At 63.4% G+C, this 12,425-nt stretch carries 8 protein-coding genes; 4 read left to right on the top strand and 4 right to left on the bottom strand.

Annotation, left to right across the window (positions count from 1 at the left end; genetic code table 11):
- The coding region (locus ACS5Q1_RS41920; RefSeq protein WP_473103783.1) for an outer membrane protein at window positions 1–557 on the bottom strand (557 nt) is incomplete at its 3' end.
- A 547-nt stretch (window positions 558–1,104) separates the two neighbouring features.
- Between ACS5Q1_RS41920 and ACS5Q1_RS41915 the strand changes: the two genes are divergently transcribed.
- Window positions 1,105–2,025 carry an oxygenase MpaB family protein gene (locus ACS5Q1_RS41915; protein ID WP_473103782.1) on the top strand — a complete coding sequence of 307 codons (921 nt, stop codon included), beginning with the start codon at window positions 1,105–1,107 and terminating at the stop codon, window positions 2,023–2,025.
- Between the two features lie 157 nt (window positions 2,026–2,182).
- Complete coding sequence (locus ACS5Q1_RS41910) at window positions 2,183–3,253, top strand: class I SAM-dependent methyltransferase (RefSeq protein WP_473103781.1); 1,071 nt, start codon at window positions 2,183–2,185, stop codon at window positions 3,251–3,253.
- A 678-nt stretch (window positions 3,254–3,931) separates the two neighbouring features.
- On the opposite strand, the gene ACS5Q1_RS41905 is transcribed toward ACS5Q1_RS41910, so the two are convergent.
- The 3 genes from ACS5Q1_RS41905 to ACS5Q1_RS41895 form a co-directional block, all read right to left on the bottom strand.
- The gene (locus ACS5Q1_RS41905; RefSeq protein WP_473103780.1) at window positions 3,932–5,116 is read right to left on the bottom strand and encodes an FAD-dependent oxidoreductase; all 1,185 of its coding nucleotides are present in this window, start codon (window positions 5,114–5,116) and stop codon (window positions 3,932–3,934) included.
- A 545-nt stretch (window positions 5,117–5,661) separates the two neighbouring features.
- Window positions 5,662–9,039 carry an adenylate/guanylate cyclase domain-containing protein gene (locus ACS5Q1_RS41900; protein ID WP_473103779.1) on the bottom strand — a complete coding sequence of 1,126 codons (3,378 nt, stop codon included), beginning with the start codon at window positions 9,037–9,039 and terminating at the stop codon, window positions 5,662–5,664.
- Window positions 9,040–9,417: 378 nt separating this feature from the next.
- Window positions 9,418–10,326 (bottom strand): LysR family transcriptional regulator, encoded by a 909-nt coding sequence (locus tag ACS5Q1_RS41895; protein WP_473103778.1) that lies wholly within the window; start codon window positions 10,324–10,326, stop codon window positions 9,418–9,420.
- Window positions 10,327–10,455: 129 nt separating this feature from the next.
- Between ACS5Q1_RS41895 and ACS5Q1_RS41890 the strand changes: the two genes are divergently transcribed.
- Window positions 10,456–11,127: an RraA family protein gene (locus ACS5Q1_RS41890; protein ID WP_473103777.1), complete on the top strand. Its 672-nt coding sequence runs from the start codon at window positions 10,456–10,458 to the stop codon at window positions 11,125–11,127.
- Complete coding sequence (locus tag ACS5Q1_RS41885) at window positions 11,127–12,413, top strand: aspartate transaminase (protein WP_473103776.1); 1,287 nt, start codon at window positions 11,127–11,129, stop codon at window positions 12,411–12,413. Before ACS5Q1_RS41890 ends, ACS5Q1_RS41885 begins: the two co-directional genes overlap by 1 nt.
- Window positions 12,414–12,425 lie beyond the last annotated feature (12 nt).

Here is a 12,425-nt window from a genome sequence, read left to right as displayed (position 1 = left end):
TCGACACCACCGCCGGCCGTCCAGCCGGTGTTGTCGTCGGTGTAGGCCAGACCACCGGTGGCGTAGACCAGGAAGCGGTCGAAGGCGACACCGGCGCGCAGGCGCACCGTGCCCCACCAATCCGAAGAGTCCTCGAACTCGCCGGGCACGAAGGTGCCGGCAAAGCCCGGGCCTGGGATGAACACGGCATCGTTGTCGTCGGTGTCAATCCACTGGATGTCGGCCTCGGCACCGATCACGAACGAGCCGATCTGATAGTTGTAGCCGATCTGGCCACCGCCGGTGAAGTTGCCGTCGTTGCCATTACCGAAGTTCAGCGTGCCCTCCAGGCCGGCCGGAATGCCCGGGCCGGTCAGCACCACGGTTTCGTCATCGTCGTCACGCCAGCCCCAGCCGAGATTGCCACCGACATAGAACCCGGTCCAGGTGAAGACCGGAACAGCAGCGATCATTGGGGGCGGAGCCGCACGGGCGGGCAGATCGGCTGCGGAAGCAGTGGAGACAGCCGCCGTTGAGATGGCTGTTGCCGCGAGCACGCCAAGAATACGAGATTTCATGAGCAATTCATCCCTTGTGCGAGGAGTCGCAAGGGCAGAGTATGGAGTTTTAGCCAAGAAGGCCTATAGCAAAGATGCAACACCGAGCGGCTTTACGCTTTCTATGCCAGCATTGCTGATGTGAATACAGACCTATTGGCTTGCGAATACATGGACTGATTTGACTCCGGGGCGGTTGCATGCCCTACTGGCCTGGCTTCGGCGTAACCCCGAAGGCGAGGAGATCACTCAACCCTGCCCCGACGTTGGGGCAGGGTTTTTTAGTGACACACTCGCTTTGACCGTTCAGCTCCATAACAGCCTTCCGCGAAATCTTCCGCGATAAAATTGGAGCTCAGCCTGAAGGAGAGTGTGAGCCTGGAAGGTCTCCTAATGGCACATTCCAGAAGTAGGCCGAATGTCTGCTTTGGCAGGGAACACGGGACGTTCCTGAAGGGCAGCGAATTTCCTGCCGTGATCCGGTGCGGACCTTCAGCCTCAGAGGTTGGCGAATTGGCAGGTGCAACCTTTTGCGCCCAGGCTGCATTGAGGGTTCGGAGATAGCACCGTGATTGCCAGTTCGGGCGCCATCATCCTACCTCGCCCGCTCCAGCGCCAGATCGATGAGCTGGCGCAATCCTTCCTGCAGCCGCAGCCGACCATCGACTTTTCTAGGCCAAAGGAAGAACCGGCGCTGATCCCGCCGGATTCCATCTCATGGCGCATGTTCAAGAACCCTGTTCCTGTATTCATTGGCGGAGTGACAGCCGTTTTGCTCGAATTTGCCGAGCCACGCGTGCGCGATGGTGTCTGGCAGCACAGCAGCTTCCGGACCGATCCACTCACACGCCTGCGGCGGACTGGCCTCGCCACCATGGTCACTGTCTACGGGCCGCGCAGCAAGGCAGAAGCCATGATCGCGGGCGTGGTGAGGCGGCATGAGCGTGTGACCGGCTGGACCAGCGCGGGCAAGCCTTACCACGCTAACGACCCAGAGTTGCTCAACTGGGTGCAGGCGACGACGAGCTTCGGCTTTACGGAGGCCTACCATTCCTATGTGCGCTGTTTAACGGTGGATGAGCGGGAGACACTCTTCGCCGAAGGACTGCCGGCCGCGCGGCTCTACGGCGCCACTGGCGCGCCCGCCTCACAGGATGAACTCGGCGCCTTGTTCGAGGTGATGAGGCCCAAGCTCGTCGCATCGCCAGTCATCTTCGAGTTCCTGGAGATCATGGCGCACGTCCCGATCCTGCCGATGCTGGCGCGACCGGTTCAGCGGGTGCTTATCAAAGCAGCGGTAGAACTTCTTCCCATCTGGGCGCGGGAGCGTCTCGGGCTCGGTCCTCGTTGGACGCTGCGGCCGACAGAACGAATTCTGGTGTGTGCCTTGGCGCTGGCGAGTGACCGCCTCATCCTGCGGTCATCCCCAGCCATCCAATCCTGCCGCCGCCTGGGCCTGCCCGACACGTACCTCTACCGCCACTGGTGAACCCGATGGTGCCCCGCCGGATGCACGCCATTCGGACGGCAAAGTCAGCGACATCGGGCACCACCGAGTGACGCAGATGAATTGTGCGCCCCGAGTGGCCCACTTGCAGATCCAGCTTCATGAGATCACACTTTCCACCGCCCACGCGGAGGGAAGAATGACCGGTCCCCTTACCCGCTTCGCCACACGCGCTGCATATCATACGAGACAGTTACCCCGGTTCGCCTGGTATGCGGTCCACGCTGCAGCCGTGAGCCGCCTTGCCGAGCGGGTACGGGTGGAAGAGGGTGACAGCAAGCGCCCTAGGGCTCACACCGCGGCGCCCATGCAGGACCGTAACCGCCTTTATGAGGATATGGCGGCTCTGTTCCGGCAGGACCTCGCCAATGTCGAGGCGGGGGTTTACCCTCTGCCCGCCGATCATGATGGCTCCCTGCTGACGCGCCTTCGGCGCTCAAGCCTGTTCTTCGAGGACCTGCCAAGTGTTCATCGCCGGCGCAAAAGCGGCGGGCACAGCGAGGTTCTTACTGAAGAAATCCAGGGTAAGCGGCCCCGATACTATCTTCAGAACTTCCACTTTCAGACCGGCGGCTGGATGACCGAGGACTCAGCCCAGCGCTACGATACTCAGGTTGAGGTGCTCTTCAGTGGGACCGCCAACGCCATGCGGCGGCAGGCACTCCCGCCCCTGCATCAGGTCTTCGCCCGGCGAGATCAGCGCCAGCTGCGACTGCTCGATGTTGGCTGCGGCACCGGGCGCTTTCTCGACTGCGCCAAGCAGGTCTGGCCGCGGCTACCCTGTCTCGGTATTGATCTGTCGGAGCCCTACATTCGGGAAGCCAAGCGTCACCTGAAGCGCTGGTCGTGGCTGAACCTCGTCGTGGCCAACGGGGAGGCGATCCCGGTATCGGACGCCAGCCAGGATGCGGTGACGAGCATCTTCGTATTCCATGAGTTGCCGCCTAAGGTCCGTCAGATCATCTTCCATGAGTTCGCTAAGGTGCTGAAGCCCGGCGGCCGCTTGGTTCTGGTGGACTCGCTCCAGCGCGGCGACAAGCCAGAGTATGATGGTCTCCTGGAGCTGTTCCCGCAGAATTACCACGAGCCATATTATGCCGGGTACCTCGAGGAGGACTTCGGCGCGATGGCCAGAGCGTGTGGTCTGACCCACACCCGCGACGTGCTGGCCTACGTGTCCAAGGTGATGGTCTTCGACAAGCCCGGTTGATATCGAGCTCCTGACACCCTGCCTCCCCCAAGCAGGTCGAGAGAAGGCTGTCAACGTGGCACGCACCTGCTTCACCAGCGATCCGGTTGGACACGGCTTAGATAGGAAAGTCACGGTTTGCGCCAGGCTCGGCGTGGGCTGGGTGGGCCAACCCAGGACGATGATCCCGATGTGCGGCCAGCGCCGCGTGACGAAGCGCGCGAGGTCGAGCCCGCTGAGGCAGCCGGGCATATCGATCTCTGTGATCACCAGGCCGATGCCGCTGCGGGATTCAAGGTAGCTGAGACCCTCGTCGGTGCTAGCAACCTCGATGGCCATGATGCCGTCGGCGATCAGGCAATCCGCCGTGGCCATGCAGACCTGTCGCTCGCTCTGGGCCAGCAGGACCAGCGCTTCCAAAGCTTGGGCACGCGCCATTTCGTGCCTCCTGCGGACCCCGAATATACCAGATCCGCGCGGATAAGACTTGCGGCTTCAGGACCATGTTCGAGCCGCACAAACCCAACTATGAGCAGGCGGCAGCTATCGATGCGCCAACTTGCCCAAGGATAAAGGTTAACGTGCCGGTCCGGCCAGAACCTCAGCGAGGATGCGCGGGCGAAACAGGGAGGTTGGGGGCGCGAGGAAACTCAACACCTGATAGAACTGATCTGCCACAACCGGCCTCCGGTAGGTCGCCTAGTGGACGCGTCCCAGGTACCACTGAAGCGGCCGGATGCGATAGGGACGCTGGTACTTCAGCTCCGCAAAGCGATAGTCCTCCACCTGCACACCGTCCCAGGCGACATCGATGGTAGGTTGGATGCTCCGGAACCAGCGTTGTCCAAATCCAGGGCCGAGGCCTCCCTTCTGTTTCGCCGTGGCGAGAGCGGGATGGAGGGTCTCGGCCTCAATAGCGCTGACAGTCATGCCTTGGCCGTAGACAGGGTTAAAGCTGCAAACCGCATCGCCGAACACGATCAGACCCTCCGGAAAGCGCCGGAGCCTCTCGTAGCGGTGCCTTACGCTCCCGGCGAAATGGTAATGCACCACATCCGACAGTGGCTGGCTCTGCCGGATTGCCTCATACAGCTCCGGCGTCGGCAAAGATCGGGCATAGGCCAGGAATTCCTCATGGCTGCGCGGGACAGGTTCATCGAAGAATGCACTCAGTGACACGAGCCACCGATCCCCTTCAATGGCGGAGATAAAGCCGGTGCGCTTTGCGGGGGTGCCTGTGATGACAAGCGCGTGCCAGTCGGGCAGGGGAGCCGTTGTTCGAAACGTGGAGGTCGCGTAGGTGACGGCAGTTGCGATTTGATCGGCTCGTGGCGGATCGAACTGAAGTTCTTTGAGCCATCCGGGAGTTGCGCTGCCTCGCCCGGTTGCGTCTACCACAAGCTCGGCTCCGATCTCATCGGCTGGTCTGTGGGGGCTTATGGAGCGGGTGCGCAGACCTGTGATCTTCTGCTCCTGATCGTGCCGAAATCCCTCCACCCGAGTACCATCCTGAATGGTGACATTTGGCAAGGCTCGCACGCGCCTGGCGATGGTTGTCTCAAGGAGCGGCCGGCTCATGGCCAGGAACGACAGATCCGAACGGTACCGGACACGCCAGTGTCCCGCATGGAGCCAGGCGAATTCCGGCACGCCCACATGCACCGCCCCAGCGGCGCAAAGCTCCTCAGCGAGGCCTGGAAAGAACCTTTCCATGATGCCTTGACCGCGCACGAGCAGGACATGGGCATGACGTCCTTGAGGCACCCCTTTGCGGGACTCAGAATTGCTCGGAAGCACGTCCCGCTTGATGAGCGTCACACGCTCGAAGTGATCGGCAAGGACACGGGTCGCGAGAAGACCGGCCATACTCCCGCCGGCAACCACAGCGTGATGAAAGGCTGGGTGGCCATCGTTCGGTTCCCTATGACAGGATGAAATTAGCAGAACCGCCGGATCGGGCCCAGAGCGACAAGGAGGCGATCTCTGGTTGGGAGACAGCGCTCCTGCAAGATTAAGCACATAAGCATGAGGGCAGGGTTGGCAAGGCTTGAGAGAGGTGTTGAGCAGACCCGGAAATGGTTAGTTGCTGTGCAGGCCACCGCATCAGTGCGAATGTCGCCTCCTGGCATGGGGCTGACCTTAGCCGTACTTCTACATCGCTAGGATGAGGAGACCTTCACAAGAACTCTCGTTATGACCGACTTTGACCGAGACTGTATGAAAACGCTGACGGGCCACTCCTTGGAGCAATTTCATGTCTCGTAAGCCTTGGTAGACCGGGGAATTCTCGGTACAGGGGCGTGCTGTTGTACAAATTGTTCGTCTCAATCGGCTTGGTTCAAGGGTTCACACAGGCTCGACCCAGAGCCGACAATGAACGGCGGGACCTTCGGGGGTGCACGTCCGGAAGTCGCATCGGACCAGCATTCCTACGCACGCAGCTCGTCGAGCAATACCTTGGCCGCTTTCAGGTCGGGCGTATCGAATCCCTCCGTGAACCACCCGTAGACGGGCGCGAGCAGCTCATGCGCCTTCTGCCTCTCGCCCTGCTCGGCCCAGAGCCGGGCGAGGTCGCAGCCCGCCCTGAGCTCCCACATGCGCGCGCCTTGCTGGCGCGCAACCGTCAGTGCAGCCAGCAGCGCGATCTCGGCGGCTCCGGGATCATCACCAGAACCAGCCCGATGGCAGGCGGCCGTCAGCCGATGCAACTCGGCGACTCTCAGCCGCTCCCCCGTGCGCTCGGCGCGCGTGAGCCCCTCGCGCGCCGCGGCCATCGCGGCCTGCACTTGCCCAAGCCGCAGGTGCGCGTCAGCCATGAGCATATAGTGATAGGTCTGCTCAAAGGCTGTTCCCATCCGCAGTCGCCGATCGACATGGTCCTGCATGGTATCCACGGCATCGGGCGTGCCTTCCCGAACCACCCTGAGCCAAGCTTCCAAAATTCGCGCCAGCGAGCCATACATCGCCAGAGCGTGCTGCTCCGCGAGCTCAAGGAGCCAGCGGATTCGGTCGGCCAGCTCGTCCAACTCGCCGGCGAGCTGAAACGTCGCCAAGCCAGCATGGAGGGCATGCGCGATCACCTGGGGGTCTCCGATCGTTCGCGCGTGCGTGAGTCCGGCATGAATGGAGGCTAGGGCGCGCTCGGGATAGCCCATGAGGAACAGCGCATTGCCAGCCTCGTTGAGACCGCATTCGCGGGCATCGTGACCGCCGTAGTTCATAAAATCAGAGCCGTGCCGGGCGATGTCGTACAGCTCCAGTGCGCGATCGACATGAGCACAGGTCTCTTGTAGGTCGCCGCGCCACAGATGCGAAGACCAGAGCGCATGGTGCGCCTGGACCACGAATTCGAGGTTGCCTTCGCGGGTCGCCTGATCGAGCAGCTCTTCACCGATCACGATGGCGGCATCGTACTCTGCACGGACATTGGTGGTGCGCCAGAGCATCCATCGGGCGCGGAACAAGCCGGTGCGATCGCCGAGCTCTTCCGCCAGGGCCGCCACCTTCCTCTGGACCTCTTCGACCTCGACTGAGGCCGGGCTTTTGGTGTTGGTCAACGCAATCGCCAGCTTGCTCAGCCAATTAAGCTCGCGGCGACTGCGCTCGTCACTCGGGGGGAGCCGGTGCAGGAGCTCCACCGCCCGTTCCAGCGCCGCGGCTGCCTCCTTCATCGCGGCCCGACCAAGCGCCGCCAGACCAACCCGCGCCCACGCCTCGGACGCACCCTCGAAGAGCCCGGCTTCGGTCAAGTGATGCGCCAGGACTTGCGGCTGCGAGTTGACGAGGGCGGGAAAGCGCTCGGCGATGACCTCCGCGATCCGGGCGTGAAGTTGCTGGCGGCGGCTCTTGAGGAGGCTTTGATAGGCGGCGTCCTGGACGAGAGTGTGCTTGAAGGCATAGGACGCGTTGGGCGGAACACCACGGCGAAAGATGATCTCGCCTTGGATGAGGCGATCGAGCGCCGCTGCGAGCTGGGGCTCGGGCATGGTGATGGTGGCCGCCAGCAAGTCCGGTGAGAACTCGCGCCCGATCACGGCTCCAACCTGGGCCACCTGCTTGATCTCGCCCAATCGGTCCAGCCGCGCCATGAGCGAGTCATGCAGGGTGGCCGGGATCGCCAGCGGCGCGCCAGGTTGGGCAAGCTTAAACCGGTGCCCGGTCTCGACCAACAGATCCGCGTCGAGAACCGCCTTGGTGAGCTCCTCCATGAACAGCGGCACGCCGTCCGTCTTGGCGACGATCTGATCCATCACCTCCCGTGGCAGCGCCTTGCCGCCGAGGATCCGCCCGATGAGCTCGATGCCTTCGCTACGGCGCAGGCGGACGAGCGAGAGCTGGGTGACATGCGCGGCTCCGGCCCACGGCGGAGAGAAGCCCGGGCGCGAGGTGACCACGGCCAACACCGGCAGGTGCTCGATCTGCTCCACGACGCGAGCGAGGAGATCGAGCGTCGATGGATCGAACCAGTGCGCATCCTCATAAATGGCCAGCATCGGCTGCTTGCGGGCAAGCCCCTCGAGCTGCTCGAGCAGCACTGCGACCGTGCGCTCCTTGAGCCGCTCCGGCGTGAGGTCGAGCAGGGGAGATCGCTCGGCCGCTGGAATCCCGAGGAGAGATGCCATCAGGACCTTAGCCTCGTCGATCTCGTCGAAAGCTTGCGCGAGCACGGCCTCGAGCTTCTTGAGCTTCTGTTCGGGACGATCGTCGCGCGTGAATCCGGCGGCTCGCTCGAACCAGGAGACAATCGGATGGAGCGCCGTGTTGGTGTAATGCTGCGAGCCGTATGGGGTGAGCAACGTGTATGGGTCGATGAGCTGCTCACGAAACGCTCGGATGAGCCGAGACTTTCCAATGCCCGCCTCGCCGGTGAGCAGCACAACCTGTCCGTCACCACCCTTGGCCCGCTCCCAGCGGTCCAGAAGAAGCGCGAGTTCCTGCTCGCGTCCGACCAGCGGGAGGAGTCCGGTGGCGTGCAGCGCGTCGAACCGACTCTCGCTGCGGCCCTCACCGAGCACGTGAAACATTCGCATCGGCTCCGCAAAGCCCTTCAGCTCGCAGCAGCCGAGATCCGCCACGTCGAAAAGCCCACCGAGCAGCCGCCGCGTGTTCTCCGACACCACGACCGCCCCCGGCGGCGCCAGCGCTTGCAGCCGGGCCGCCAAGTTCGGCGTCTCCCCCACAACGCCGCGCTCCTGCGCTTCCCCCTGGCCCACGAGATCGCCAACAACCACCAGCCCCGTGGCGATTCCGATCCGCACCTGGAGCGCCGCCTCCTCACTGCTTGTCAGTTGGCCGACGGCCTCAACGAGCGACAGCCCGGCGCGGATTGCCCGCTCGGCATCGTCCTCGTGGGCCTGCGGATAGCCAAAATAAACGAGAGCGCCGTCGCCCATGTACTTGGCAACGAAGCCGCCGAAGCGGTTAACCGCCGCCGCAACGCAGCGGTGATAAGTCCCGATCACCTCACGCATGTCCTCAGGGTCGAGGCGTGCGGCGAGCGCCGTCGAGCCGACGAGGTCGACGAACATCACCGTGAGCTGCCGCCGCTCAGCTTCGCGCAGGGGCAGGGCTGTCCCTGAGAGCTCGGCCAATGCCTCCGGGGACCGGGAAGTCGCTGGAGCTGAGCCGGCGCGCAGGGCCGCGATGGCGGCGATCAGCTTGCGGCGGTGACCGACTGAGGTGATGCCGAGCCCGCTCAGGTCGTCGGGCGTGAGCTCGGCCAGGACCTCGGCATCGATGTCGTTCTCGCGGAACGCCTGTTCGTACTGGCACAGCCCCAGATTGCGCAGCCAAGTGCCAACGTCCATGGGACCCTCCCGGCTTCGCCGCCGTCGGAACGCCTGGGCCTCCACCCTACCGCAAAAGGGCGGGGAGGGCGCGCTGAAACGCCACGAGCACGGGTGAATGGCAGCTTCTGGCACGGAGCTGAAGTAGACCAAACGTCCGCTTAGGGAGCGAACACGAGACGTCCTGAAGGGCAGGGGATTGGCAGAAAATGACCCGTTGCACACCATGATGCGCGGAAACCGATGCGCCCAATTTGCCACCATCCAGCCGGCCAGTGTGCGATCATGGACCGAGGGCGAGCGGTGCAACATCGATCCCCTGTTGCACGGAGCAGCGGATCGATAACCCGATCCATGCGCCAAAGCTGCCTTGTAATTTCCGGGAGACCTGGCGCCACCCTAGATCGTGGCGCTTCGGCGGATTGAGAAGTCGCAGCAGTCCCGCGCCAGCAGGGCGACGTTATGGGCTAAGGGATCGAGGGCATCGGAACGGAAGCTGGCATAATAACTGACGGGTGGAAGCTCCGGGGCCGTGCGGATGACCCGCAGAAGTCCGTTGGCGATCTCGGGCTGGAAGTAGTGCTCGTTCAGGACCGTGATGCCAAGCCCCGCCGCGGCGAGCGTCGCAAGCACCGTCAGGCTGTTGCACCTGACAATCCGGTTGAGCTTGACATCGCTTCCACTGGCATAATCAAGGACCAGTCGATGAAGTCCGGACCCTTCCGTCTGGGTCAGGACGGGGTAGGACGCAATTTCCCGCAAGGGGACAACATCGCCCATCGGGCCGAAGTTCGGCGCACACATCCATTGCAACGCAATGCTGTCCAGAGGCACGGAACTGAAACCGGCGCCTGATGGGGGATCGAGACCGACGACGAGATCGAGCCGGTGATCCTTGAGTTTGTTGAACAGGATGACGCTCGCATCGACCTCAGGTTCGGGGATGACCTCGGGGTAGGCTTCCTTGATCGCAACGATGAGCCTGGGCAGCCAGGTCAGCGCTACGAGCTCCGTTACGCCGAAGCGGAAGGGGCCACTGAAGGCCAGGGCGCCGATCGCGGACTCACGGAAGCGAACTTCAAGCCTAATGAGGTCCTCGGCAATCGGCACGAGGTTTTCGCCGGTGCGGGTGAGGACGATAGCGCGGTTGCCCCGGTCGAACAGGGCAGTGCCGATGATAGCCTCCAGTTCCGAGATGCGTTTCGACAGCGTGGACTGCGCCAGGTTCAGGTGCGCCGACGCCTCGATCATGCTCCCGAGCTTTGCGACCCAGTAAAAAGCCTCCGCCTGCTTGACCGTGATTGCCAAGGCGATCCACCCCCGTGACGTGAAGAAAAGTGAATTGAAGTCCGAAAATAATTCGCTTGTCTTCACGTGGTCAATGGAGAACTTTTTTGCAGGGCATACGCCGTTCACGCAACGAAGTTGCTGAGAGCCATGTCGATTCCTGGTCATCGTTTCAACCCGTCCCTGGAGCCGGTTCCCGAGCAGATCCTCGATGGATTCAGGAGTGCGGCCGTCGCGGTCGTGTCCGACAACATGAACCGGCTCCACGGCACCTGTGGACTGAAGCCTTTCCATCGTGGAGGGCGCATGATCGGAACGGCGGTCACGGTCAAGACCCGGGCCGGCGACAACCTGGCCCTCCACAAGGCCTTCGAGATCCTGCGGGCGGGCGACGTCCTCGTGGTTGACGGCGGCGGGGATCTGGGTCAGGCACTGGTCGGCGAGATCATGATGAGCCGCGCCAAGGCCATGGGCGTGGCTGGCTTCGTTCTCGATGGCGCGATCCGCGACGTCGCTGCGTTCGAGGATTCCGACTTCCCGTGCTTTGCCCGCGGCGTGACCCACCGCGGTCCCTACAAGTTCGGTCCCGGCGAGATCAACGTACCTGTCGCTATTGACGGCATGGTGGTCATGCCAGGTGACGTCGTCCTCGGGGATGTGGATGGCGTCGTGACCTTCGACCGCGCGGTCGCTCCCGCGCTTCTGACCCTCGTGCGCCAGCAGGAGCTGCGCGAGGCGGACGCACTCCAGGCGATCAGCGAGGGCCGCTTCGACAACACCTACTTCGCGACACTCAGCGCAGCCGCCAAGGGAGGAGCGTAATGAACACGAGCGCCATCGAACTGTCGGAGCGGATCAGGCGTATCAAGCCGTCGCCCAGCATGGTCGCGCGCGACAGGGCGCGTGCGCTTCGCGCCCAGGGACGCGACATCATCGACCTGACCGCCGGCGAGCCGGACTTCGAGACGCCCCAGCACATCAAGGACGCGGTCGTGGCCGCCCTCGCGGCAGGCGAGACCCGATACACACCCGTGAACGGTACGCCGGCGCTTCGCCAGGCCATTGTCGCAAAGCTCGAGCGCGAGAACGGCGTCCGTTACGGCTTTGATCAGGTCACGGTCGGGACCGGCGCGAAGCAGGTCATCTACAACGCCTTGGTGGCCACCGTCGGCGAGGGTGATGAGGTCATCATCCCCGCACCCTACTGGGTCTCCTATCCCGACATGGTGCTGGCCTGTGGCGGGACCCCGGTGGTGGTTGCCTGCGGGGAGAACGCCGGGTTCAAGCTGTCGGCCGATGCGCTGGAGGGCGCAATCACGCCCAAGACCCGCTGGGTGATCCTGAACTCGCCCTGTAATCCGACCGGCGCCTTCTATTCGCGGGACGAGATGCGGGCCTTGACTGATGTCCTGGTCCGTCACCCCCACGTTGCCTCGATGACGGACGACATCTACGAGCACATCCGCTTCGACGGGACCGACCCGGTCTGCCCAGTGGAGATCGAGCCGCTGCTCAAGGAGCGGACGCTGCTGGTCAACGGTGTCTCCAAGACCTACGCGATGACAGGTTTCCGCATTGGCTACGGTGCCGGTCCGACGGGGCTGATCGGCGCCATGAATACCATGCAGTCGCAGTCCAGTTCCTGCGTCTGCTCGTTGGGCCAGGCCGCCGCCGTCGCCGCGTTGAATGGGGACCAGAGCTTCGTCGCGGAGGCACGCGACGCCTATCGCGCTCGCCGCGACCGGACGGTCGACCTGCTCAACGCCATTCCGGGCATGAGCTGCCGTTCCCCGGACGGCGCGTTCTATGCCTATCCGTCATGCTCGGGATTGATCGGCAGGCGCACACCCGAGGGAAAGGTTCTCGCGACGGATTTCGATGTCGTGATGTACTTCCTCGATGAAGCCGGTGTCGCGATGGTGGACGGCACGGCCTACGGGCTGTCGCCGTACCTGCGCATGTCCATCGCGACGTCGCTGGCCGAACTTGAGGAAGCCTGTGGCCAGCCCCCACGAGGTGGTCCGGTGTCAATGTTAGTGCATGATCGGTCGTGGCGCTACGGCTGGGGTGGCCGGCGGAGTTGGCCGGGGTTGCGCAGCCGGCCATAGCACTGTCTCGGG

This window comes from Microvirga sp. GN3 (assembly GCF_055792825.1).
The sequence above is the reverse complement of the archived record's forward strand: the minus strand, read 5'-3'. Positions and strand labels throughout refer to the sequence as shown.